This window comes from Halorubrum sp. DM2 (assembly GCF_901686465.1).
Taxonomy (GTDB): Archaea; Halobacteriota; Halobacteria; order Halobacteriales; family Haloferacaceae; genus Halorubrum.
This window is the reverse complement of sequence record NZ_LR594487.1, coordinates 1,460,520-1,482,425: the sequence shown is the minus strand read 5'-3', so window position 1 is coordinate 1,482,425 and position 21,906 is coordinate 1,460,520. Positions and strand designations below refer to the sequence as shown.

Sequence of the window (21,906 nt, the reverse complement as noted above, 5' to 3'; positions counted from 1 at the left end):
CCGATGGCGACCGAGTCACCGACGTCGACCGACTCGCTCGACGCGGCCGAACGGCGGACGTGGAGACGCCCGACCGCGTTCCGAAACCGCTCCGCGAAGTGGGCGGTGTACGGGGCCGTCCTCGCGCTCGTCGTCTGGTCGGTCGCGAGCCTCCGGATCACTCCCGGGCGGTTCATCTCGGGGCTGGGCTACGGCTACGAGCTGATCGACTCGATGCTGCCGCCGGAGACCGGGAGCGAAAACATCGCTAGGCTGGTCGATCGCATGATCGAGACGATCGCGATGGCGATGATCGCGACCGTCTCCGGGATCGCGATCAGCCTGCCGGTGGCGCTCGGGGCGGCTGGGAACCTCTCGCCCCGGCCGACGTACTACCTGAGCCGGGGGATAATCAGCGTCTCGCGCGCCATCGACGGGCTGATCGTCGCGATCATCGCCGTCATCGCGCTCGGGTTCGGGCCGCTCGCGGGGATCTTCGCGATCAGCTTCAAGACGGTCGGGTTCTTTTCGAAGCTGTTCGCCGAAGACTTAGAAGACATCGACATGGGCGGCGTCGAGGCGATCGAGGCGACGGGTGCCTCCCGGTTCCAGCGGCTCGTCTACGGGGTCGTCCCGCAGGTCGTCCCGCGGTTCGCCGGCCTCGCGGTGTACCGCTGGGACATCAACATCCGGTCGTCGACGATCGTCGGGATCGTGGGGGCGGGCGGACTCGGCGTGCTCCTCCAGCGGTCCTACTCCCGGTACGAGTACGACTACGTGGCCGCAATCTTGATCGCCATCATCGCGGTCGTCCTGGTGGCGGAGTTCGTCAGCGCGGTCGTCCGACGGAGGGTCCAGTGATGGCGGGAGCCGCGAGCGACTGGAGCCGGTTCGACGCGAGGGAGCGGCTCTTCCGGATCGGCTCCGTCGTCGTCGCCGCCGCGATCGTGGTCGGATCGTGGGAGTGGCTCGACATGAGCCTGCGGTACGTGGGTTCCGCGCCGCTCCAAGTCAGCGACCTGCTCGGACGGATGTACCCGCCCGACTGGGGATACCTACCGAACGCCGTCGGTCCGCTGGCGGAGACGATCCAGATCGCCGTTGTCGGGACGATCGGCGCGGTCCTTATGGCCGCACCCGTCGCCTACATCAGCGCCGAGAACACGACGCCGAACAAGGCGACGTACGCGCTCGGAAAGCTCATCGTCACCGTCTCGCGGTCGGTCCATACGATCGTCTGGGCGCTGCTTTTCGTCGTGATGTTCGGCCCCGGCGCGCTCGCCGGGACGGTCGCGACCGCGGTCAGGTCGATCGGATTCCTGGCGAAGCTCCTCGGCGAGGAGATCGAAGAGATCGACTTCGGACAGGTCGAGGGGGTCCGCGCGACCGGTGCGAACCCGTTCAAACTCCTCGTCTACGGGATTGTGCCGCAGATCAAGCCCGCATTGGTCGGGATCTCGGTGTACCGCTGGGACATCAACGTCCGAGCGGCCACCATCCTCGGCTTCGTCGGGGCGGGCGGGATCGGCGTCCAGCTGTTCCAGGCGATCAACTCGTTCGCTTGGCGGACGGTGTCAGCACTGCTCTTCGCCATCCTGGCGGTTGTGATCGTGAGCGAAGGAATCTCGGCGTACGCGAGGAAAAAGGTCCGATGAGGCCGTTGACCCTCGACGAGGGTGACGTCGTCCTCTTCGACATGGACGGCGTGATCCTCGACGGGTGGGGGACCGACGACGCGGTCCACGCCCGCGCGCTCGACGACGTGCTCGAAGAGCGGGGGATACGGGTGACCGGCGACCTCCGGCGACCGCTCGAAACGTACGAGTACGACGACGAGTTCCGGGCCGCCTGCGAGGAGCTCGGGGTCGACTCCGCCGAGTTCTTCCGGGCGCGAGAGGAGCGCAGCGCGAAGCGCGCGATCGCCCGGCTCGCCGCCGGTACGAGGCGGCTCTGCCCCGACGTCGACGCCCTCGACAACCTAGCCGATCGCGTCCCCGTCGGGCTCGTGAGCAACAACTACCACCCGACCGTCGAGTTCGTCGTCGACCACTTCCGGCTCGACGCGTTCTCGTTCGTCCGCGGTCGCGACCTCGGTCCCGAGGGGTTCGCCCGCCGAAAGCCCGACCCGCACTACCTGAACGAGGCGCTCGACGCGCTGGACGCCTCCGGTGGACTCTACGTCGGCGACCGCGCCACGGACATGATCGCCGCCGAGCGGGCCGGCCTCGACGGCGTGTTCCTCAGGCGCGACCACAACGCCGCGATCGACCCCGACGCCGATCCGACCTTCGAGGTCGAGAGCCTCCGCGCGCTCGCTGAGGTCGTCGGTTCGGACGCGTCGACCGGGGAGACGACGCGCTCGGACGGCGTCCCGACCGACCGGTCGCGCGCCGAGTAGGACGGTCCGACCGTTCTCTCTCGGAGTCTTCGCGGTCGATGTCCCGGTTGTCTCTTTCGGGGCCGCCGACCTCGGCGGTGGAATCGCCGTCCGCAGCAACGGTTATCCCTCGCAGGCGCGTCTCGAAGGCATGGTACCGTCGCTTTCCGCGTTGTTCGAGGGGTTCTCGGCGCTCGAAGCGACGGTCGCCGTCCTCGCCGTCTCCGTCGTCGCCGCCGTGGGGATGGAGTACGTCGTTCTCCGGCTCGCCAGACGATACGTCTCGAACACCGACACCGCGTACGACGACATCGTCATCTCCTCGCTGCGGGCACCGCTCGTCGTCACCGCCGCGCTCGCCGGCGTGTACGTACTCACGCAGGTCCCGGCGATCCGGTCGTCCGTCCTCTTGGACCCGCAGCTGCTCGACGACCTCTTCGGGCGGCCGTCGCTGTCGGTCATCGTCTTCGTGTGGGCGTACGCCGCCAACACCGTCGTGAACCGGCTCGTGGCCGCAGTCAACGAGGAGGGCGGACGCTTCGACTTCGCGCCCGTGTTCTCGAACGTCTGGACGCTCGCGGTGCTGGTCGGGAGCGTCGGGACGCTGCTGTGGCTCTGGGGCATCGAGATCACGCCCCTGCTCGGCGCGGCCGGGGTCGCCGGCATCGCGGTCGGGTTCGCCGCGAAGGACACGGTCGCGAACTTCTTCGGCGGGATCGCGCTGTACTTCGACGACACCTACAAGATCGGCGACTACATCGTCCTCGACGACGGGACCGCCGGGACGGTGATCAAGGTCGGCGTGCGCTCGACGACGGTCCTCACCCGCGACGAGGTGCTGGTGACGGTCCCCAACGCGGTGCTCAACGCCGCGAAGGTGACGAACGAGTCCGCCCCGGGGCGTCGGCGTCGCGTCCGGGTCCCGATCGGCGTCGCTTACGGGACCGACGTGGACGCGTTCGAGGCGCTCGCGGTCGAGGTCGCGCTGGCGGAGCCGCTGGTCCGCGACTCGCCGAAGCCGCGGGCCCGGTTCCGCTCGTTCGGCGACTCGGCGCTCCAGTATGAACTCCTCTGCTGGGTCGACGGACCGACGCGGCGACGGCGGGCGCAACACGAGCTCAACCGCGCGCTGTACAAGGGCTTGGCCGACACCGAGATCGAGATCCCCTATCCGAAACGCGACGTGACGGTCACGGGTGCGGTCGGATCGACGACCGCGGAGAGCCCCACGGATGTCTCCACCGCCCGGCGCGATCCCGACGCCGAGTCCGACTCCACCGCCCGGCGCGATCCCGACGGCGACCGCGTCGTCGACGGTGACGGCGCGGCGACCGGATCCGCCGGTGAGGCGCAGTGAACGGTCTCGTTCGGTCGCTCTCGACTGTCGCGTGATTCGGCCGGCCGACCGGCCCGACCCCGCCGGCAGGGTTTTGAGTGTCCGCACCGAACGCGTTCGCATGAGTACCGAACCGGCCGACACCGGGACCGAGGGAACCGACCCGGCGATCGAGGTGACGCCGGACGCCGCCGAGGAGGCGCTCTCGCTCCTTCAGGGCGAGGGGCTCGACACCGACGTCGCCGGACTGCGGCTGTTCGTCCAGCAGGGCGGCTGCGCGGGGCTGTCGTACGGGATGCGCTTCGACACCGAGCCGGAGGAGGACGACCTCGTCGTGGAGCATCACGGGCTTCGGGTGTTCGTCGACCCCGCGAGCCGCAACTACATCGGCGGCAGCACGCTCGATTACGAACACGGGCTTCAGGCCGCCGGCTTCGAGGTCGAGAACCCGAACGTCGTCTCCGAGTGCGGCTGCGGCGAGTCGTTCCGGACGTAGCCGCTCCGGACGTAGCCGTCGCCTCCGCGCAGCGCCCCCCTCGTTTCCGGTCCATTTTCGCGACGCGCGAGTCCCCCGCTTAAGTCGCTCGGTCGGGTAGCGATAGCCATGAGTCTGGAAGCGACGACGACGCCGAGCGGCGAGCGGGTGTACACCGACCGGTCGCGGGTCGAGCGCGGGGCGGACGGTCCCTTCTACGTCGTGTTCGCCGACGAGACGGGGGAGTCCCGCTGGGGGTTCCGCTGTGGCAACTGCGGGTCGTTCGACACCGCGATGGACACGATGGGCCGGATCCAGTGTACGGAGTGCGGGAACCTCCGGAAGCCGGACGAGTGGGACGCCGCCCACGAGTGAGCCGCGCTCGCGTCTCTCTTGCCCGTTCTCGACGGTGCGCCGATTCTCCGCGAGCGAAATCGTGAGAAAGTTTATCACGGATGGTGACCAACTCCGAGATAGATGGCCACTGCGAGCATCCCCCCGACGACCGAGGCCAGAGACGTCTTCCGCGAACTGGGATACACCGTCTCCGAGGGCGGACGAGAGTTCGTCGCGGAACGCAAGTGGCGGCGCGTGCTCGTGACGGTGTTGTGTCTGGACGACGACGATCTCGACCCGTATCTCGCAGACGGCGGCGAGACACCGCGACTCCGGTGTTTCGTCACGTGGCGCGACCGCGCGGCCGACCTCCAAGACCGGCTCGTCTCCGCGAAACCGCCCTACGACTGGGCGGTCATCGGGATCGACCACGACGGCGAGGGCTTCGCCGTGATGGAAGGCGCGCCGGGCAGTCCGTAGGCGCGTTCGGTTTCCTCCTCGCGGTTCGGGACGCCTATTTTTATGCCACCGTGTGTCGTATCGGGACGTGACATGGTGTTCAAGAAGATCACGCTGATCGGGACGAGCGAGGAGAGCTTCGACGCCGCGGCCGACGAGGCCATCGACCGCGCCGAGGACACCCTTGAGAACGTCTACTGGGCCGAAGTAGAGGAGTTCGGGGTCGAGCTTCAGGGGGACGCCGACCGCGAGTATCAGGCCGAAGTCGAGGTCGCATTCGAGCTGGAGGGCTGAGCGGAACTCGGGTTTCGGCGTTTATGCTTCGTTGTGAGCCCCGGGCTCCGCTTCAACCCCGCATCTCAGCGGCGCGCCACTACGCCCAGTGAAGGAGGTACAGCAGGTAGAGGCTCGCTCCGGTCACGACGACGCCCGCGAGGACGAACCCCGCGGTTGCGGCGATCGAGGTCGCGTACAGCGCGAACTGGAGCGACTGGAGTCCGACCAACCCCGCGAGGACGGAGAGCAGGGTCCAGACGACGGTCCCGAGGAGCGTCCGGCTCCTCTCGGCGATCTCTTCCCGGACTATTTCGCGCACCCGCTGCTCGTTCGGTTCGTCGGAGGGCGGCATAGCACTTCGTTCAATCTCCGAGAAAAAGAACGTACTGGCCGGGTACGTGCCGCTCGGCTGTACGCGGATGTGACTGTCTACGAATCACGGATCGACACGAACACCGCCGAAGCCCCAGCCGCGAGGCGGACAGACGCTCGCTGCGCTCCTCGCTCAGTCGCTAACGCTCCTTCGCTGCGGTGCTTGCGTCACCTCTGTCCGCCTCGCGGCTGCCCCTTCGAGTCCCACCCAGCACAGCACCGCAACCGCAGCCTCACACCTCCCCAGCCTCGTCGGTCGCCGTCGCTTCGCTCGGCGACCGACTCCCTCGCGCGACGCTGCTCGGCCGCGATGCGGCCTCGCAGGCGCACGCCGACCGCACCGCCGTAGATTTATAAACGATTGCGCGGCGGCCACCTATTTATCCGGTCGTCCCCACGACCCGGCAATGACCGCTTCACGCGCGCCGGCAGAGCCGGCGGTCCGGGAGTTCGAAGCGACGGTCGAGTCCGTCGACGGCCGCGAGGTCGTCCTCGACGAGACGTACTTCTACCCCGAGTCCGGCGGCCAGCCGGCCGACAGGGGGACGCTCGACGGCCACCTCGTCGACGACGTCGTTGAGCGCGACGGCGCGGTCGTCCACGCGCTCGATGTCGACCCGGAGGCCCTCTCGCTCGCGCCCGGCGACGCGGTGACGGGGCTGATCGACGACGCCTTCCGGACCTACTGCGCCCGGGCACACACCGCCTCGCACGTGCTGTACGGCGCTGCGCGCCGGATCGCCGACGACCTCGGCTACGCCGGGTTCGACATCTCCGAGACGAAGGTCCGCGTCGACCTGACGACCGCCGAGCCGCTGGGCGACGACGATCTCATCGAGTTGGAGCGGCTCGCCAACCGCGCCGTCTGGGACTCGCTGCCCGTCTCGTGGGAGACGCACTCGGCCGAGGAAGCGCGCGAGGTCGACGGGATCGCGTTCAACACGAAGACGGAGGAGGGTGCGATGAGCGACGGCGCGGTCCGCGTCGTGACGGTCGGCGGCGCGAGCGCGGCGGGGGACAGGCCGGTCCCGGACGCCGACCCGTGGGACGTCGCCGCCTGCGGCGGCACCCACGTCGCGAACACCGCGGAGATCGGTCCGGTCGCGGTGCTGGAGCGGTCGAACCCCGGCGAGGGCGTCACGCGCGTCGAGTTCGCGGTCGGCCCGACGGCGATAGACGAGATCGGCGCGGTCCACGCCGCGGCGCTCGACGCCGCAGCGACGCTCGACGCGCGCGTCGGCGACCTCCCGGACGCGGTCGCCCGACTGCGCGACGAGAACAATCGTCTGGAGGCGGACCTGCGGGACGCCCGCGAGGAGCTGCTCGCGGCTCGACTGCGCGACCTGCCGACCGTCGAGGTCGACGGCGCGCGGTGGGCGATCGGCACGGTCGACGACGCTGACCCGAACGAACTCCGGGAGCCGGCCGGCGAAGCGCTCGCGGCGGGGGAGGCGGACGCCGGCGACGCTCCCGACGCCCTCGCCGCGGTCGGCACGGGCGACGCCCCGTTCCTCGTGGTCGCGGTCGCGGACGACGCGGCCGCCGACGCCGGGATTGACGCGGGCGACGTCGTGGACGCCGTCACCGACGAGTTCGGTGGGGGCGGGGGCGGCGGCCCGACGTTCGCGCAGGGCGGCGGGCTCGACGCCGACCCCGCGGCGGTCGCGGCGTGGCTCCGCGAGCGATGACCGGGAAGCTCGGTCCCGCCGCGCTCGCGGCCGCGCTCGCGGCGACCGGCGCGGACGACGATGCGGTGCGACAGGGGCCCGCCTACGGCGAGGACGCAGCCGCGATCGACCTCTCTGATGCCGCCGGGACGCTCGTCGTCGCGGCAGATCCCCTTTCGCTGGCGGCCGAGTCCGTCGGAACGCTCGCCGTCCACGTCGCCTGTAACGACGTGGCCGCGAGCGGGGCCGACCCCAAGTGGCTCACCCACACGCTGTTCCTCCCGGACGACGACCCCGACCGGCTCCGGACCGTCGTCGATCAGGTCGACGCGACCGCGAGCGACCTCGACTGCGCGGTCGTCGGGGGTCACACCGAGGTCCTGCCGGCGCTCGACCGCCCGCTCTGCTCGATGACGGCGATGGGGACGACGGACCGCTTCGTGTCGAGCGGCGGTGCCGAGCCGGGCGACCGACTCCTCCTCACCAAGGGGGCGGCGATCGAGGCGACCGCGATCCTCGCGACCGACTTCCGGGCGGAGTGTTCGGACGCGGGGGTCCCGGCCGCGACGCTCGACGCGGCGGCCGACTTTCTCGACGACGTGAGCGTCGTCCTCGACGCGGCAGCGGTCCGCGACGCCGCGAGCGCGCTCCACGACCCGACGGAGGGCGGTGTTGCGACCGCCCTCGTCGAGATGGCCGCGGCGAGCGGGGCCGTCTTCGACGTCGAGCGCGACGCGGTCCCGGTCCGCCCCGAGACCCGGGCCTGCTGTGACGCGCTCGGCGTCGATCCCCTCCGGACGTTCGGCTCCGGCGCGCTGCTGGCGGCCGTCCCGCCGGCTCGGGTCGATGACGCGCTCGATGCGCTCGACGCGGCCGGGATCGAGGGGGCGGAGATCGGCGACGTCGAGTCCGCCGCCGGCGATCTTGAATCAGGCGGCGTCCGGATCGACGGCGAGGCGCTCGCGGAGCCGCCGCGGGACGAGCTGTACCCCCTCTGGGAGGCGCGCGAGGCCGGGGAGTAGGAGTAGACGAGGCCGCTCGCGACCACCCCGCCGATCGCTCATCTTTTTCCGTGGCGGATCGAAGTCGGTGACATGACCGGAGTACGCGTCGGCTCGGCGCTCACCGACGAACAGGCGGCGGTCCGCGACCTCGTCCGCGAGTTCGCGGCCGAGGAGGTCCGGCCGACCGCGGCCGAGGCGGACGAGACGGAGACGTTCCCGGAAGACGTGTGGGACGGGCTGGCGGAGCTCGGCCTGACGGGACTGACGGTCCCCGAGGAGTACGGCGGGTTCGGCGCGGACGAGACGACGTACGCGGTCGCCAACGAGGCGCTGGCGCACGGATCGCTCGCGGTCGCGACCGCGCTCTCCGTCCACTGCCTCGCGACCTCCTGTATCGCCGAGTTCGGGACGGAGAGCCAGCGCGAACGGTGGCTGCCGGAGATGGCCGAAACTGGGCGTCCGGTCGGCATGTTCTGTCTCTCGGAGCCGCAGGCGGGGTCGAACCCGGCCCAGATGTCGACGACGGCGACGTACGACCCCGACACCGACGAGTACGCGCTGAACGGCGAGAAACAGTGGATCACGAACGGGCAGCGCGGCGGGGTGGCGGTCGTCTTCGCAAAGACGGTGCGCGAGGAGAGCGACACGAACGAGGCCGACGACGCGATCACGCAGTTCCTCGTCCCCGCGGACACCGACGGCTTCGAGGTCGGCAAGAAGGAGGAGAAGCTCGGCCTTCGCGCGTCGGACACGACGGGGATCACCTTCGACGACTGCCGGGTTCCGGCCGAAAATCGGCTCACCGAGCCGGGCGGCGGGCTCTCAGCCGCGTTCCGAACGCTCACCGAGGGGCGGATCGGCATCGCGGCGCAGGCGGTCGGCGTCGCGCAGGCCGCGCTCGACGAGGCGAAGTCGTACGCGGAGGAGCGCGAGCAGTTCGACCGCCCGATCGCGGACATCCAGACGATCCGGCACAAGGTCGCGGAGATGGCGACGGACGTGTCGGCCGCGCGGCTGCTCGTCCGCGAGGCGTGCCGGCAGGCGGAGGCGGGCGAGGACTACCGTGTCGCCGCCTCAAAGGCGAAGTACCGCGCCAGCGAGGCCGCGATGTCGGTGACCAACGAGGCGGTCCAGATCCACGGCGGCTACGGCTACACGACCGAGTTCGACGTCGAGCGGCTCTACCGCGACGCGAAGATCACGGAGATCTACGAGGGGACGACCGAGATCCAGAAGACGATCGTCGCCCGCGGGGTGTTCGGCGAGTGACCGACCCGATCGGCGACCGGCTCGCCGGCTACGAGGCGGTCGTCTACGACCTCGACGGGACGCTCGTCGAACTCGCGGTCGACTGGGACGCCGTCGCGGCGGCGGTCCTCGACGTGTACGCGGAACACGCCATTATCCCCCCGACCGAAGAGCTGTGGGGACTGCTCGGCGCGGCCGACGAGTACGGCATCCGAGACGAGGTCGAGGAGGCGATCGCGGCTCCGGAGCGGGCGGGGGCCCGCGAGTCCGCGCGCCTCCCGCTCGGCGACCGGCTCGCGGCCGGGGTCGAGGCGTCGGCCGACGCGACTGATGGTGGTTTGGAGGTCGACGCCGCCCACCCGCCCGCGGGCGTCTGCTCGCTCAACTGCGAGGCGGCCTGTCGGATCGCGGTCGAGACGCACGGGCTCGGCGACGCCGTGGTGTCGGAAGCGATCCTCGGCCGCGACTCCGTCGGAAGTCACAAACCGGATCCGGAGCCGCTGCTTGCAGCGATAGACCGGCTCGGAGGCACCCCCGAGACCGCGCTGTTCGTCGGCGACTCGCGGTCCGACGCGGTCGCCGCCGAGCGCGGCGGCGTCGACTTCGCGTGGGTCGCGGACCTGCTCGCCGAGTAGCGCGCGTCGAGAAAGGGGGAACGCGTCGCCCGCGCTCAGCCGTCTCGCTCCGCTTCGGTCGTGGTCTCGGCCGGCGGGGCGTCCGCAATCGGGTCGTCATCGTCTGTTTCGCGCTCGTCGCCGTCGTCGTCGCCGTCGCTGTCGTCGGTCTCGTCTTCCCCCTCCTCGTCGCCGTCGCTGTCGTCCTCCTCCGACCCGCCGTCGCCGGCCTCGGTCCGCCTCGCGTACAGCGCGACGGCCACCGCGGTGACGAACCAGATCGGCGCGCCGACGCGGACCGCGAACGCGGCGCGCGCGCCCCACGACTCCAGCGTCACGAGCGTCGATAGCAGGGCCGCGACGGGAGCGCCGACGAGGATGGTGACGACGAACGTCGTCTGCATCACCCACGCGTAGTCGACCCCCTCGTACTCGGCCCGCTCGACTGGTTGCACGCGACGGACTCGGCGGCGGAGCGGCAAATCGGTGGCGGTCGTGGTTGAAGCGGCAAATCGGTGGCGCTCGTCGTCGGATCGGCGGTCGCCGGGCGGCGGTGGCCCCGGGTCGGCCACCGACGCGCCGCCTTTCCGGTTCCCGACGATTTTACGGCGTCGCGCGGGTCACTCCGAGGTATGACCACGACGCGGGGACTCCGGGAGGGCGACGATCCGATCACGATGCTCACCGCCTACGACGCCCCGACGGCGGCGGTTGTCGACGACGCGGGGATCGACATCGCCCTCGTCGGCGACAGCATGGGCAACGCCGCCCTCGGCTACGACTCGACGCTCCCGGTCACGTTCGACGAGGTGGCGAGCCGGACCGCGGCGGTCGCCCGCGCGACCGAGGACGCCCTCGTCGTCGCCGACATGCCGTTCCTCTCGTTCGGCGTCGACGAGGCTGAGTCGGTACGCAACGCCGGCCGCCTGCTGAAGGAGGCGAACGCCGACGCGGTGAAAATCGAGAGCGGCCCGCACACCGTCGAGACCACGCGGCGCATGACGGAGGTCGGGATCCCGGTGATGGCCCACCTCGGCCTGACGCCCCAGCACGTGAATCGGCTCGGCGGGTACACCCGGCAGGGGACCGAGCAGGACGCCGCCGAGGAGATAATCGACCTCGCGGGTGCGCACGCCGACGCCGGCGCGTTCGCGCTCGTGTTGGAGCACGTCCCCGCGAACCTCGCGGGCGCGGTGACCGAGGCGCTCTCGATCCCGACGATCGGCATCGGTGCGGGCCCGGACTGCGACGGGCAGGTGCTGGTGATCAACGACGCGGTCGGGCTCGGCGAGTGGTCGCCGCCGTTCGCGAAGCAGTTCGGGGACGTGCGCGGCGAGATGGTTGGGGCCGTGGAAGCGTACAAGGAGGCGGTCGAGAGCGGCGAGTTCCCGGCCGAAGAGCACTCGCACGTCGAGGAGGATCTGGACGACTTGTACTGATATTCGGGGTACTGCGTTGTTTCCGGTGGAGAACCGGCGATCGAGACGAGCCGTTCTGAAGCCACAGCCGGTCGCTGCGACGAAGCCAGCGGTGTGACCGAGACCGCCGAAGCCCCAGCCGTGAGGCGGGCGCACGCTCGCCGCGCTCCTCACTCGTTCGCGTTGCTCACTCGCTGCGGTGCTCGCTTCGCCTGCGCCCGCCTCACGGCTGCCCCTTCGAGTCCCGCCCCGCACAGCACAGCCTCACGCCTCCCCAGCCTCGTCAGTCGCCTCCGCTACGCTCCGGCGACTAACTCCCTCGCGCGTGCGACTCGCGCCCTAGCGGGCGCTCGTCGGCACGCGCCACCGTAGAGAATCGAGGATCGCGTCGCGAGCCCCTCGTCAGAGGGTTCGACCGCTCAGACGGGCAGGAAGCCGACGACGGCCGGCATCTGGCTCGGGTCCGTGGTGACGACGACGTAGAGGGCGGTGAACAGCACGGCGTTGTGAAGCCCGTGGAGCAGCGCGGGGACGACGAGGTTCCCGGTGTACTCGTACACCGCGCCGAACACGAGGCTCGGCACGAAGAGGATCGAGATGGTCGTGAGTCGCGCGGAGACCCCGCCCGTCAGCGCGATCACGTGGATCGCGGCGAAGATCGCGGCCGAGAGGAGGATCGACGGGGCCGCCGGCAGCGACTCACGGAGCCGCCCCTGAACGACGCCGCGGTAGAGGATCTCCTCACAGGGACCGATGACGAGGAACGAGGCGGCGATGAAAAGCGGGATGATCGACGGGTTCCCCATCGCCAGCTCGGCGCTGCTGTTCGCCGCCGTCTCCGTGCCGAGCAGCTGAACGATCGTCGATACCACGAGGACCGAGATCAGGATGAGCACCCAGCTCCCGAGGACGATCCCGATCTCCTTGAGGCTCGGCACCCGCACGCCGAGGTACTCGATTATTCCCTCGCGGTCGAAACCCCGCCACGCGAGGTAGCCGAGCGCCAGCCCGCCGAACGCGACGTACTGGCCGAAAAACAGCGTGAGGACGACGCTCGCGGCGAGCGAGAGGCCGCCGCTCGCGACGTTGATCGCGTAGATGACGCCGCCGCTCGCGACCGCGATGATCGGCCCGAGGACGCCGAGCACGAGTGCGGTCACGACCGCGATTCCCGGCGACCCGCCGGTTCCCTTCGGGCCGTCCGCGTCGTCGGAGACGGCGTCCGGATCGATGTCGTCGAACTCCTCTGACACCCCGCCGTCCGAAGCGGGATCGCCGCTGGAGGGATCTGTCATTGCCCTCGGTAGGACCCCCCGGGCCAAATGGTTGTCCGTGCCGGATCGCCCGGTCTGTCCGGTCTGCCTCGTCCCCGAGGCGGCCGCCGGTCCCGGCCTCAGCGGCGGAGCAGTTCGTACCACAACACCGCGGTGACGGCCCGCCCGTCGCGCAGGCCGTCGTCGACGACCGCGGCGAGTAGGTCGTCGTACGGGACCGTCTCGACCGAAATCGACTCGTTGTGATCGAGGTCGCGATCGGCCGTCGGCTCGCAGCCGGTCGCGAGCACGTGGTGGTGGACCGCGTTCGCCATCCCGTTCGTCGGCTCGACGGTCGTCAGCCGCTCGAAGGCGTCGGCCTCGTAGCCGGTCTCCTCGGCCAGTTCGCGGGCCGCGGCGCGCTCGATCCCCGACTCCTCGTCCCCGTCTTCCGGCTCCATCGTCCCCGCGGGGATCCCGCGGTTCACCCGGCCGACCGCCTGTCGCCACTCGTCGATGACGACCACGTCTCCGTCGGGCGTCAGCGGGAGCACCACCACCGCCGGCGGCTCGTCGACGTAGTGGAACCCGTCGGTCTCGCCGTCCGGGAACCGCACCTCGTCCCGGCGCACGTCGAAGCCGGGGCAGGCGTAATCGACCGCGGAGTCGAGCGTTTCCCACGCGAGGTCAGCGGGGTCGTCGGCATCGGCGACATCGTCGGGGTCGGCGGAGTCGTCCATGGGTCGCGGTCGTCGCTCGGGGACCTAAATCCACTCGCTCGTTCGCTCTCACTCCCCGCGCGCCGTCGCCGACGCCCCCCGCCGCTCCCGGACGCGCTCGACCGCCAGCGCTGCGAGGGTCCCGACGATCCACGCGACCGTCCCGAAGACCAGCGCCTCGACGCCGAAGAAGACGAGGCCGTCGGGCGAGAGGAACGCGGCCGCGCGCTCGACGAGGGACCGACCGGAGAGCCCGAGGAAGTAGTGGACCGCGCTGTAGCCGAGGAGCGCGGCGTAGACGGTGACCCACGCGGGGACCAGCCCGTCCCGTCGGTACGCGAGACTGACGGCGACAGCGACTCCGAGCGCCGCGGCGTCGAACGGGACGAACACCACGCCGCCGGCGATAGAGAAGACGCCGACCGCGTAGGCGGCGAGGGTGACGACGAAACACAGCGGCGGTGCGACGAGTCGGAGCGACGGACGCGGCCGGTCTCGGCTCGATCCGAGAAGGGCCGCGCGGAGGGCGGAGGCCATGTGACCCCGTTCTCGCGGCGTTCGGATAAATCTCCTCGCGGCGAGGTCACGACCAGTCGCCCGACGAGGTCACGACCGGTTCCCAGAGGGAGTCACGACCAGTCGCCGAGCGAGGCCTGTCCCTCACCCGTCCGCCGCCGGCCTTCGTCGCCCTCGGGGTCGTCGTCCGCGTCCCCGGCCCCATGCTCCGGCGGGCCACCGACCCAGTCGGAGAGCTTGCCGCCGTCTCCGCCGTCGGCCTCCTCGCGGCGGTCTCGGCCGCTCCCGCCTCCCTCCGCGTCGCCCGCGTCGAACCCGCCGAGCGTCGCCTGATCGGTCTCGGCGAAGTCCAGCTTGGAGACGCGCACGCCCAGCTTTCGGACGGGCGTCTCGTCGAACTCGCCGAGCAGGTCCAGCGCCACCTCCTCGACGAGGTCCGGATCGTCGACGGGACCGGGGAGGCTCTTCGCGCGGGTGTTGACGTCGAACGGCGGCTCGACCGCCTTGATCCCGATGGTCCGGTAGAGGCAGCCGCGCTCGCGGGCGCGGCGGGCCACGTCGGCGGCGAGCGCCGACACCGTCTCCCGCTTCGTCGCCCCGTCGGCGGTCGTCGGAAGCGCCGACTCCCGCGAGAGGCTCTTCGGGAGGCCGGTCGGCGTCACCTCGCGGTCGTCGTCGCCGGCGGCGCGCCGGGACAGCTCCGGCCCGCGCTCGCCCAGCTCGTCGGCGAGCCGGTCGCGATCGGCGGCGGCCAGGTCGCCGGCGGTCTCGATCCCCAGTTCCGCCAGCGTCCGCTCGGTGACCGGACCGACCCCGTGGACGTCGGCGGTCGGCAGCGGCGCGAGGAACTCGGCGACGGAGCCGGGCGGCACGACGACCAGGCCGTCCGGCTTGTCGGCGTCGCTGGCGACCTTCGCGGCCGACATGTTCGGCGCGACGCCGACGCTCGCCGGGACCCCCGCCTCGCGCTCGATCCGCCCTTTGACGTGGCGGGCGTACCCCTCGGCGAGCGTCCGCGCATCGGCCGGTCCGGCCGCGCCGCTCGGCGGGGGGTCTGCGGGGTCGTCGTCGGTCTCGTCTCCGCCGCCCGCGACGGTCCACGCGGTCCGGTCGGTGGCGTCAAGGTACGCCTCGTCGATGCTCACCTCCCGGCGGGTGTCGGCGCAGTCGCGCAGCACGTCCTTCACCTCGCTCGCCACCTCCTCGTAGAAGTCGAGGTCGACGGGGAGGTATCGTCCGGTCTCCGCCGGGTCCGGCGCGTCCGGATCGTCCGGGTCCGCGTCGGCGCGGCGGGGGAGCAGCTCTAGGGCCTCGGAGATCGGCATCGCGCTCTCGACGCCGAACGCCCGGGCCTCGTAGCTCGCGGTCGCGACCGCGCCGATCGACTCACCCGGCTCGTACCCCATGCCGACCACGACGGGTTCGCCCGCGAGGTCGTCGTGGCGCAGCCGCTCACAGGAGGCGTAAAAGCAGTCCATGTCGACGTGACAGACGACCCGGTCGGGGGCGTCGGCGTCCTCGCCGCCCGCGCCCGGGAGCGTCTCCCCGCCGACGGTCCTCCCGCCGGTCATCGCGTTCGGCTCCGCGCTCCGCGGCCTTAAGAATCAGCCACGCGCGCCGGAAGTGGACGCGGCCCGTCTCGCCCGCGACGCCGCACAGATCCAGATCCGATAGCCGGGTCGGTAGTCGTTTATTCCGTGCGCCCCTTACTCGCCGTATGTCCGCAGCGATCGACGTGTTACACGTCGACGACGACCCGTCGGTCCTCGATCTCGCGGAGGCGTACTTCGAGCGGGAGCTCGATTCGGTGGCGGTGACGAGCGAGACCGACCCGGAGGCCGCGCTCGAACGGCTCGACGACGGCTCCTTCGACTGCGTCGTCAGCGACTACGACATGCCCCCGATGGACGGGCTGGCGTTCTTCGACGCCGTACGCGAGCGCAACCAGAAGATCCCCTTCGTGCTGTACACCGGCAAGGGGTCCGAGGAGATCGCGAGTCAGGCGCTCAACGCCGGCGTCACCGGCTACTTCCAGAAGGGCGGTCCCGAGCAGCTCCGCCGGCTCGCGAACCGCGTCGATCAGGCCGTCGACGAGTACCGGACCAAGGAGATCGCCGAGCGCTACTCCACCGTCATCGAGGCGCTCGGCTACCCCGTCTACGTCGTCGACGAGACCGGCGTCTTCCGGTTCGTCAACGAGCCGTTCGCCGAACTCACCGGGTACGACCGCGAGGAGATCATCGGGAGTACCCCCGGGTTCATCAAGGACGACGCCGCGGTCGCGGAGGCGGAGGACCGGCTCGGAACGATCCTCTCCAGTTCCGGTCCCGACGTCCAGCGCTTCTCCGTCGACATCGTGCCGAAGGAAGGCGACCCCGTCCCGTGTCGGGACCACATGGCGGCGCTGCCGTACGACGGCGAGTGCTTCGAGGGCAGCGTCGGCATCCTCCGCGACGTCTCCGACGAGCGCGAGCGCCGCGAGGAGCTGGAGACGAAGACCCGGGCGCTCAACGAGGCCCCGGTCGGGATCACCATCACGGACCCGCAACGCGAGGACAACCCGATGGTGTACGTCAACGACCGGTTCGTCGAGATGACGGGGTACGGCCGCGAGGAGTCGATCGGCGTCAACTGCCGGTTCCTTCAGGGACCGGACACCGAAGAGGAATCGGTCCGGAAGCTCCGCGACGCGATCGACGCCGAGGACTCGACGAGCGTCGAGCTGTTGAACTACCGCAAGGACGGGACGGAGTTCTGGAACCGGGTGAGCATCGCCCCGATCAGCGACGCGGACGGAACCGTCACGAACTGGGTCGGCTTCCAAGAGGAAATCACGGCGTTCAAAGAGCGCGAGGCGGCGCTCGAACGGCAGAACGACCGGCTCGACTCCTTCGCCAGCATCGTCTCGCACGACCTGCGGAACCCCCTGAACGTCGCGCAGGGGCGCGTCGAGCTGGCGCGCGAGGTCTCCGACGACGCGGAGAACCTCGACGCCGCCCTCGACGCGCTCGACCGGATGGAGTCGATCGTCGAGCGCACCCTCGCGCTCGCCCGCGAGGGCGAGACGGTCGGCGACCCCGTACACGTCGACCTCGCGGCGGTCGCCGCCGACAGCTGGTCGACCGTCGACACCGCGTCGGCGACCCTCTCCGTCGAGACCGACCGCGAGGTGCTCGCCGACCCGGACCGCCTGCGGAACCTCTTCGAGAACCTGATGCGGAACGCGATCGACCACGCCGGATCCGACGTCTCGCTCCGCGTCGGCGACCTCCCGGACGGGTTCTTCGTCGAGGACGACGGGCCGGGCATCGACCCCGCGATGGCCGACACCCTCTTCGAACCCGGCGAGAGCGGCGCGGCGGGGAACACCGGGTTCGGGCTCGCGATCGTCAAGGAGATCGCCACCGCGCACGGCTGGACCGTCGAGGCGACGGCCGGCACGGACGGTGGCGCGCGATTCGAGGTCCGCGGCGTCGACAAGCGGACGCCGGCGACCCGCTGAGCGCGTCGAGCGCCGCCCACTGCGCCGTCTCCCCGGCGGAAAGCGGATCGACTCCCCCCGTTCACAAGGGCCTTTATCCTCCGTTCCGAACGCCGAGTAAATGGGGCTGGTCTCCGGCGTCACCGACACCGATCGGCGCGTGATCGTGTTGGCGCTCGCGCGGATGGTCGGCGCGGTCGGGAACTCCTTTCTCATCGTCGTGCTGCCGCTGTACATCGCGAGCGACCTCGTCGATGTCGACGCGCTGATCGGGACCGAGGTCGGCGTCGGCGCGGCCGCGGTCACCGTGACCGAACCGCTTCTCATCGGACTCGTCCTCTCGCTTTTCGGCTTCCTCAACAGCCTCTCGCAGCCGTTCACGGGACGGCTCTCCGACCGGACCGGCGTCCGTCGCCCGTTCGTGTTGGTCGGAATCCTCCTCTTGGGAACCGCGAGCGGCCTCTACATCCTCGCGGACGCGTACTGGCACCTCGTCGCGCTGCGGGCCGCACAGGGGCTGGGCGCGGCGCTCACTATCCCGGCGACGGTCGCCTTGGTCAACGAGTACGCCGCGAGCGACGCGGACCGCGGCGGGAACTTCGGCGTGTTCAACACCTTCCGGCTGATCGGGTTCGGCTTCGGCCCCGTCCTCGCGGGCGTCGTCGTCGAGGCGGGACCGTACGACCTCTCCCCGGTCGGCCTGCCGGTGCTCGACGGGTTCGACGCCGCGTTCGTCGCGGCCTGCGCCGGCGCGTACCTCAGCTTCGCGCTCGTCTACCTCCTCGTCCACGACGCGGCCGAGTCGAGCGAGGCCGGCGAGGACCTCTCGATCCGGATCCGCGGCGAGGACCGGCTGCTCGACCCCGTGTTCGCCCTCGGGCTGGCGACGATATCGATGGGGATGTGCATCGCGCTGTACGCCACGCTCCAGAACCAGGTGAACGTCCGGCTCGATCAGGCTCCTGTGTGGTTCGGCCTCCAGTTCGCGGCCGTCACCATCGCGAACGTCCTGCTTCAGGTCCCCGTCGGACAGGCCAGCGACCGGATCGGCCGGCGGCCGTTCCTCCTCGCCGGCTTCGTCCTCCTCATCCCGACGACGCTGCTTCAGGGGATCGTCACCGACCCAATCGTGATGACGCTGGTCCGGCTCGGACAGGGCGTCGCGGTCGCGTTCGTGTTCGCGCCGTCGCTCGCGCTCGCGGGCGACCTCTCCCGGGAAGGGGAGTCCGGCACGACCCTGTCGGTGCTGACGATGGGCTTCGGCTTCGGCGTCGCGCTCGGCCCGCTGGCGTCCGGGTGGCTCGTCGGCTTCGGCTTCGTCGTTCCCTTCGCGGTCGGGGCCGCGGCCGCCGCGGTCGCGCTGGTCGCGGTCGTGACCCAGGTCGAGGAGACGCTCGACGTCGGGGACGAGCCGACCGCAGCGGCGGGTGCGGACTGAGCGGAGCCGAGTGCTGACCGAACGCGGCGACCACCCCCGGACGGCCGACTGCGGGCGCTTTTTCCCGGTCGCGGCCGAAGCGGCTCGCGTGCCGAGCGACCGCGTCCACTGCGTCGAGTGCCGCGAACCGATCCCCGGCGACGCGCGGATCTGCCCGCACTGCCGGACGATCCAGCCGTCGCCGCTACTGGACATCGGCGTCGTCGTCGCCGGCGTGTTCGCGCTGCTGTTCGGCGTCGTCCTCGCGGTGATGACCGTCGGGACCAGCCGCCTTCTCGGATTCGTCCTGCTCGTCGTCGGCTTCGGCCTCGCCGTCGGCGGCTACACGCGGTACATCGACCGACAGGCGGCGAGTCGGGCGCGGTAGCGTCGCCCCACGTCCGGGGACCGCGATTCTCGTCGTCTCTCTCGCGACAATTTAAGTGCGAGCGCGCGCCACGGTACGGACATGCTCACCCCACTCAACGGCGGCCTGGTCCTCGCGGGGCTGCTCCTCGCGTTCGTCGGCGCGGCGGTCTCCGTCTACGCGGTGACGCTGACGGGGCTGCTCGTCGGTGCCGGTGCCGGGTACCTGTTCGCGCCGAACGTCATCGGTCTCGTCGCGGTCGACGGCGCGGTCCTGACCGCCGGTGCGGTCGCGGTCGGCGGCCTCCTCGGCGGCTTCCTGGCGTACGCCGGCCTCTCGTTCGCGGTGCTGGGGATCGGCGGCGTCGTCGGCGGGTTCGCCGGCCGGTTCGCGGTCGGCCCCCTGTACGCGGCGGACGCGGCGGGGATCGAGGGGACGGCGCTGCTCGTCGGCGCGACGCTGGCCGGCGTCGCGGTCGGCGCGCTGTTCGGGTTCGTCCTCACGCGGACGACGCTCGTGGTCGCGTCCGCGCTCATCGGCGCGGCGTTCGCCTCGCGGTCGCTCACGCCGGCGAACTTCGAGGCGGCCGCCGCGGAGACGACCGTCGAACCCCTCCTCTTTGACCTGTCCGCGCCCGCCTTCCTCGCGGTGTTCGTCCTCGGCGCGCTCTCGCAGCTCGGGCTGTTCCGGTTCGGCTACGTGACGAAGCTGGTCGGACTCCTGCCGGGCGCGCGCCGCTGGACGGCGGACGACGACCGCGACGCGGACGCGGCCTGACGACGCCCCGAAAGGGACCCGCCCCTCCCGCGACGCCGGCCGAACCTACTCGTACTCGTAGAAGCCGCGTCCGGTCTTTTTCCCGAGGTCGCCGGCCTCGACCTTGCGCTTGAGGAGGTAGGCGGGCTTGTAGCGGTCGCCGAGCTCCCCGTGGAGCGTCTGGCTCGCGTCGAGCGCCACGTCCAGCCCGATGTGGTCGGCGAGTTCGAGCGGTCCCATCGGAACGTTCGTGCCGAGCTTCATCCCGCGGTCGATGTCCGCCTTGTCGGCGACGCCCTCGTCGTACGCCCGGATCCCCTCGTTTATCCACGGCATCAGGATGCGGTTGGTGACGAAGCCGGGCTTGTCGTCGGCCTCCCACGTCTCCTTGCCGAGGTCCTCGGCGAACGCGTGCGCGAAGTCGACCACCTCGTCCGCGGTGCGTTCGCCCACCACGACCTCGACGCCGTCCATGATCGGGACGGGATTCATGAAGTGGAGCCCGACCACGTCGCTCGCGCGCTTGGTGGCGCTCGCGATGGTCGTGATAGACAGCGTGGAGGTGTTCGTCGCGAGGACGGCGTCGTCGTCGGTGACGCGGTCGAGGTCGCCGAACACCTCCCGTTTCACGTCGAGGTCTTCGATCACGGCCTCGATCACCACGTCGGCGGCCGCGAGGTCGTCGAGGTCGGTCGTGCCGGTGATCCGCTCGCGGATCGCCTCCGGCTCCTCGTCGAGCGCGTCCTTCCCGGCCAGTCGATCGAGGCTGTCTTCGACGCTGTCGAGGCCGCGCTCGACGTACTCGGTCTCGACGTCGCGCATCACCACGTCGTAGCCCGCCGTCGCCGCGACCTGCGCGATCCCGTTGCCCATCGTCCCGGCCCCGACGACGCCGACGACATCGATATCGGAGAGTGACGGCATGTCGAGTCCAACCCCCGCGCGGATCGTAAGTATTGCGGACGCGACGCGGTTCCTCCTCCCGGCCGCGGCGGATCTCCCCGACGGACGCGTCGCGACGCCACCGATTATCATTCAGCGCCGTCGACGGGGAAGATTCTTAAGAACGTCCGCTAAGTTCGGATCGAGATGGACGACGAGCCCGCGGACCGAACGAAATCCGCCGCCGCGGACCGCGAGAGTGACGAACTCGTCGACCTGAAGTGGATCGGGCCGGCGACCGAGGAGGTTCTCTCGGACGCCGGCCTGACGGCCGCCGCCGTCCGTGAAAAAGGCGTCTCTTACCGCGCCCTCGTCGACGCCGGCGTGAACCCCGGCGTCGCGGCGAAGATCCGTCGCGAGCACTCCCTGTCGTGGTCGTTCGAGGCCGGTGACGGACTCGACCGTCGGTCGACCCAGGTCCGCGGACTCGGCAGCGAAGAGGCGGCTTGGGTGGCCGCCAGCGCCGGCGACTGGGCGTCGGACGGCTCCGGGTCGGAGGGCGACACGGACGACGGTGCGGACTCGACGACGGGCGACTGGGAGCCTGCCGGCGACTGGCCGTCGGTCGGGGGAGCCGACGACGCGACCCCGGAGGATGACGTCGCGGCGGCCGACGGAAGCGGTGACCCCGTCGCGGCCGAGGCGGCGTGGCGCACGCGGTCGGCCCCGACGCCGCTGTCGACGCTCTCGGTAGTCGCCGACGACGGGAACGCGGTCGACCTGCTGGCGGACGCCGGGATCAGCTCCGTCCGGAGCCTCGCAGCGGCGGACCCCGACCGCATCGCCGACGTGTTAGACCTCGACGCTGCCCGCGTCGGCCGCTGGCACGCGGCGGCGCGTGACGCCCGAAACTGACTCACCGCCCCCGGTCCGCTGAGAGTAGTTTCAGCCTCC

The 21,906-nt window shown here is 70.9% G+C and carries 25 protein-coding genes; 18 read left to right on the top strand and 7 right to left on the bottom strand.

Annotation, left to right across the window (positions count from 1 at the left end; translation table 11 throughout):
• The first annotated feature begins 3 nt into the window (after positions 1-3).
• From phnE (QOL69_RS07615) to QOL69_RS07580, 8 genes are all read left to right on the top strand, one after another.
• Positions 4-840 carry a phosphonate ABC transporter, permease protein PhnE gene (phnE, locus tag QOL69_RS07615; RefSeq protein WP_048077924.1) on the top strand — a complete coding sequence of 279 codons (837 nt, stop codon included), beginning with the start codon at positions 4-6 and terminating at the stop codon, positions 838-840.
• A complete protein-coding gene (gene phnE / locus QOL69_RS07610) occupies positions 840-1,634 on the top strand; it encodes a phosphonate ABC transporter, permease protein PhnE (RefSeq protein WP_048077925.1) in 795 nt (264 codons plus the stop codon). Before phnE (QOL69_RS07615) ends, phnE (QOL69_RS07610) begins: the two co-directional genes overlap by 1 nt.
• Positions 1,631-2,377: an HAD family hydrolase gene (locus tag QOL69_RS07605; RefSeq protein WP_283402703.1), complete on the top strand. Its 747-nt coding sequence runs from the start codon at positions 1,631-1,633 to the stop codon at positions 2,375-2,377. The genes phnE (QOL69_RS07610) and QOL69_RS07605 overlap by 4 nt, the downstream gene beginning before the upstream one ends.
• A 130-nt stretch (positions 2,378-2,507) precedes the next feature.
• Positions 2,508-3,713: a mechanosensitive ion channel family protein gene (locus QOL69_RS07600; RefSeq protein WP_283402702.1), complete on the top strand. Its 1,206-nt coding sequence runs from the start codon at positions 2,508-2,510 to the stop codon at positions 3,711-3,713.
• Positions 3,714-3,813: 100 nt separating this feature from the next.
• Entirely contained in the window at positions 3,814-4,188 is a 375-nt protein-coding gene (locus QOL69_RS07595; RefSeq protein ID WP_283402701.1) for a HesB/IscA family protein, read from the top strand.
• A 108-nt stretch (positions 4,189-4,296) separates the two neighbouring features.
• Positions 4,297-4,542 (top strand): DUF5816 domain-containing protein, encoded by a 246-nt coding sequence (locus QOL69_RS07590; RefSeq protein WP_283402700.1) that lies wholly within the window; start codon positions 4,297-4,299, stop codon positions 4,540-4,542.
• A 102-nt stretch (positions 4,543-4,644) separates the two neighbouring features.
• A complete protein-coding gene (locus tag QOL69_RS07585) occupies positions 4,645-4,983 on the top strand; it encodes a DUF7116 family protein (RefSeq protein WP_283402699.1) in 339 nt (112 codons plus the stop codon).
• Between the two features lie 72 nt (positions 4,984-5,055).
• Positions 5,056-5,256, top strand: a complete 201-nt coding sequence (locus QOL69_RS07580) for a dodecin (protein ID WP_048077932.1) — start codon at positions 5,056-5,058, stop codon at positions 5,254-5,256.
• Between the two features lie 79 nt (positions 5,257-5,335).
• Here the strand turns inward: QOL69_RS07580 and QOL69_RS07575 are convergent, their stop codons facing one another.
• Entirely contained in the window at positions 5,336-5,590 is a 255-nt protein-coding gene (locus tag QOL69_RS07575) for a hypothetical protein (protein ID WP_283402698.1), read from the bottom strand.
• Between the two features lie 427 nt (positions 5,591-6,017).
• Here QOL69_RS07575 and QOL69_RS07570 point away from each other — a divergent pair, with 427 nt between their 5' ends.
• The 4 genes from QOL69_RS07570 (at position 6,018) to QOL69_RS07555 (ending at position 10,164) form a co-directional block, all read left to right on the top strand.
• Positions 6,018-7,298 carry an alanyl-tRNA editing protein gene (locus QOL69_RS07570; protein ID WP_283402697.1) on the top strand — a complete coding sequence of 427 codons (1,281 nt, stop codon included), beginning with the start codon at positions 6,018-6,020 and terminating at the stop codon, positions 7,296-7,298.
• Positions 7,295-8,299 (top strand): AIR synthase family protein, encoded by a 1,005-nt coding sequence (locus tag QOL69_RS07565; RefSeq protein WP_283404222.1) that lies wholly within the window; start codon positions 7,295-7,297, stop codon positions 8,297-8,299. The genes QOL69_RS07570 and QOL69_RS07565 overlap by 4 nt, the downstream gene beginning before the upstream one ends.
• 72 nt (positions 8,300-8,371) lie before the next feature.
• Positions 8,372-9,550, top strand: a complete 1,179-nt coding sequence (locus QOL69_RS07560; protein WP_283402696.1) for an acyl-CoA dehydrogenase family protein — start codon at positions 8,372-8,374, stop codon at positions 9,548-9,550.
• Complete coding sequence (locus QOL69_RS07555) at positions 9,547-10,164, top strand: HAD family hydrolase (RefSeq protein WP_283402695.1); 618 nt, start codon at positions 9,547-9,549, stop codon at positions 10,162-10,164. The genes QOL69_RS07560 and QOL69_RS07555 overlap by 4 nt, the downstream gene beginning before the upstream one ends.
• 35 nt (positions 10,165-10,199) lie before the next feature.
• Here QOL69_RS07555 and QOL69_RS07550 read toward each other — a convergent pair whose 3' ends face one another.
• Positions 10,200-10,598, bottom strand: a complete 399-nt coding sequence (locus QOL69_RS07550) for a DUF5822 domain-containing protein (RefSeq protein WP_283402694.1) — start codon at positions 10,596-10,598, stop codon at positions 10,200-10,202.
• Between the two features lie 177 nt (positions 10,599-10,775).
• Between QOL69_RS07550 and panB the strand changes: the two genes are divergently transcribed.
• Positions 10,776-11,582, top strand: coding sequence for a 3-methyl-2-oxobutanoate hydroxymethyltransferase (panB, locus tag QOL69_RS07545; protein ID WP_283402693.1), 807 nt, complete (start codon positions 10,776-10,778; stop codon positions 11,580-11,582).
• A 398-nt stretch (positions 11,583-11,980) separates the two neighbouring features.
• Here the strand turns inward: panB and QOL69_RS07540 are convergent, their stop codons facing one another.
• From QOL69_RS07540 to QOL69_RS07525, 4 genes are all read right to left on the bottom strand, one after another.
• Complete coding sequence (locus QOL69_RS07540) at positions 11,981-12,856, bottom strand: CPBP family intramembrane glutamic endopeptidase (protein ID WP_283402692.1); 876 nt, start codon at positions 12,854-12,856, stop codon at positions 11,981-11,983.
• Positions 12,857-12,954: 98 nt separating this feature from the next.
• The gene (locus QOL69_RS07535; RefSeq protein WP_283402691.1) at positions 12,955-13,554 is read right to left on the bottom strand and encodes an NUDIX hydrolase; all 600 of its coding nucleotides are present in this window, start codon (positions 13,552-13,554) and stop codon (positions 12,955-12,957) included.
• Between the two features lie 48 nt (positions 13,555-13,602).
• On the bottom strand, positions 13,603-14,070 hold the full coding sequence (locus QOL69_RS07530; RefSeq protein ID WP_283402690.1) for an ABC transporter permease: 468 nt from the start codon (positions 14,068-14,070) through the stop codon (positions 13,603-13,605).
• 92 nt (positions 14,071-14,162) lie between these two features.
• A complete protein-coding gene (locus tag QOL69_RS07525) occupies positions 14,163-15,620 on the bottom strand; it encodes a DNA polymerase Y family protein (protein ID WP_283402689.1) in 1,458 nt (485 codons plus the stop codon).
• A gap of 146 nt (positions 15,621-15,766) precedes the next feature.
• Between QOL69_RS07525 and QOL69_RS07520 the strand changes: the two genes are divergently transcribed.
• The 4 genes from QOL69_RS07520 to QOL69_RS07505 all read left to right on the top strand — a co-directional run bounded on the left by QOL69_RS07520 (position 15,767) and on the right by QOL69_RS07505 (position 20,091).
• Positions 15,767-17,551, top strand: a complete 1,785-nt coding sequence (locus QOL69_RS07520; protein ID WP_283402688.1) for a hybrid sensor histidine kinase/response regulator — start codon at positions 15,767-15,769, stop codon at positions 17,549-17,551.
• A gap of 100 nt (positions 17,552-17,651) precedes the next feature.
• Complete coding sequence (locus tag QOL69_RS07515; protein ID WP_283402687.1) at positions 17,652-18,968, top strand: MFS transporter; 1,317 nt, start codon at positions 17,652-17,654, stop codon at positions 18,966-18,968.
• A gap of 88 nt (positions 18,969-19,056) precedes the next feature.
• Entirely contained in the window at positions 19,057-19,335 is a 279-nt protein-coding gene (locus QOL69_RS07510) for a zinc ribbon domain-containing protein (RefSeq protein ID WP_283404221.1), read from the top strand.
• Between the two features lie 81 nt (positions 19,336-19,416).
• Complete coding sequence (locus QOL69_RS07505; RefSeq protein ID WP_283402686.1) at positions 19,417-20,091, top strand: phosphate ABC transporter permease; 675 nt, start codon at positions 19,417-19,419, stop codon at positions 20,089-20,091.
• A 45-nt stretch (positions 20,092-20,136) separates the two neighbouring features.
• Here the strand turns inward: QOL69_RS07505 and QOL69_RS07500 are convergent, their stop codons facing one another.
• Positions 20,137-20,994: a 3-hydroxyacyl-CoA dehydrogenase family protein gene (locus tag QOL69_RS07500; protein ID WP_283402685.1), complete on the bottom strand. Its 858-nt coding sequence runs from the start codon at positions 20,992-20,994 to the stop codon at positions 20,137-20,139.
• Positions 20,995-21,159: 165 nt separating this feature from the next.
• Between QOL69_RS07500 and QOL69_RS07495 the strand changes: the two genes are divergently transcribed.
• Positions 21,160-21,867 (top strand): helix-hairpin-helix domain-containing protein, encoded by a 708-nt coding sequence (locus tag QOL69_RS07495; RefSeq protein WP_283402684.1) that lies wholly within the window; start codon positions 21,160-21,162, stop codon positions 21,865-21,867.
• The last annotated feature ends 39 nt before the right edge of the window (positions 21,868-21,906 follow it).

Coding starts and splice junctions, on each gene's coding strand:
- phnE (WP_048077924.1), top strand. CDS start 4: ATGGCGACCGAGTCACCGACGTCGACCGACTCGCTCGACGCGGCCGAA.
- phnE (WP_048077925.1), top strand. CDS start 840: ATGGCGGGAGCCGCGAGCGACTGGAGCCGGTTCGACGCGAGGGAGCGG.
- QOL69_RS07605 (WP_283402703.1), top strand. CDS start 1,631: ATGAGGCCGTTGACCCTCGACGAGGGTGACGTCGTCCTCTTCGACATG.
- QOL69_RS07600 (WP_283402702.1), top strand. CDS start 2,508: ATGGTACCGTCGCTTTCCGCGTTGTTCGAGGGGTTCTCGGCGCTCGAA.
- QOL69_RS07595 (WP_283402701.1), top strand. CDS start 3,814: ATGAGTACCGAACCGGCCGACACCGGGACCGAGGGAACCGACCCGGCG.
- QOL69_RS07590 (WP_283402700.1), top strand. CDS start 4,297: ATGAGTCTGGAAGCGACGACGACGCCGAGCGGCGAGCGGGTGTACACC.
- QOL69_RS07585 (WP_283402699.1), top strand. CDS start 4,645: ATGGCCACTGCGAGCATCCCCCCGACGACCGAGGCCAGAGACGTCTTC.
- QOL69_RS07580 (WP_048077932.1), top strand. CDS start 5,056: ATGGTGTTCAAGAAGATCACGCTGATCGGGACGAGCGAGGAGAGCTTC.
- QOL69_RS07575 (WP_283402698.1), bottom strand. CDS start 5,590: ATGCCGCCCTCCGACGAACCGAACGAGCAGCGGGTGCGCGAAATAGTC.
- QOL69_RS07570 (WP_283402697.1), top strand. CDS start 6,018: ATGACCGCTTCACGCGCGCCGGCAGAGCCGGCGGTCCGGGAGTTCGAA.
- QOL69_RS07565 (WP_283404222.1), top strand. CDS start 7,295: ATGACCGGGAAGCTCGGTCCCGCCGCGCTCGCGGCCGCGCTCGCGGCG.
- QOL69_RS07560 (WP_283402696.1), top strand. CDS start 8,372: ATGACCGGAGTACGCGTCGGCTCGGCGCTCACCGACGAACAGGCGGCG.
- panB (WP_283402693.1), top strand. CDS start 10,776: ATGACCACGACGCGGGGACTCCGGGAGGGCGACGATCCGATCACGATG.
- QOL69_RS07540 (WP_283402692.1), bottom strand. CDS start 12,856: ATGACAGATCCCTCCAGCGGCGATCCCGCTTCGGACGGCGGGGTGTCA.
- QOL69_RS07535 (WP_283402691.1), bottom strand. CDS start 13,554: ATGGACGACTCCGCCGACCCCGACGATGTCGCCGATGCCGACGACCCC.
- QOL69_RS07530 (WP_283402690.1), bottom strand. CDS start 14,070: ATGGCCTCCGCCCTCCGCGCGGCCCTTCTCGGATCGAGCCGAGACCGG.
- QOL69_RS07525 (WP_283402689.1), bottom strand. CDS start 15,620: ATGACCGGCGGGAGGACCGTCGGCGGGGAGACGCTCCCGGGCGCGGGC.
- QOL69_RS07520 (WP_283402688.1), top strand. CDS start 15,767: ATGTCCGCAGCGATCGACGTGTTACACGTCGACGACGACCCGTCGGTC.
- QOL69_RS07515 (WP_283402687.1), top strand. CDS start 17,652: ATGGGGCTGGTCTCCGGCGTCACCGACACCGATCGGCGCGTGATCGTG.
- QOL69_RS07505 (WP_283402686.1), top strand. CDS start 19,417: ATGCTCACCCCACTCAACGGCGGCCTGGTCCTCGCGGGGCTGCTCCTC.
- QOL69_RS07500 (WP_283402685.1), bottom strand. CDS start 20,994: ATGCCGTCACTCTCCGATATCGATGTCGTCGGCGTCGTCGGGGCCGGG.
- QOL69_RS07495 (WP_283402684.1), top strand. CDS start 21,160: ATGGACGACGAGCCCGCGGACCGAACGAAATCCGCCGCCGCGGACCGC.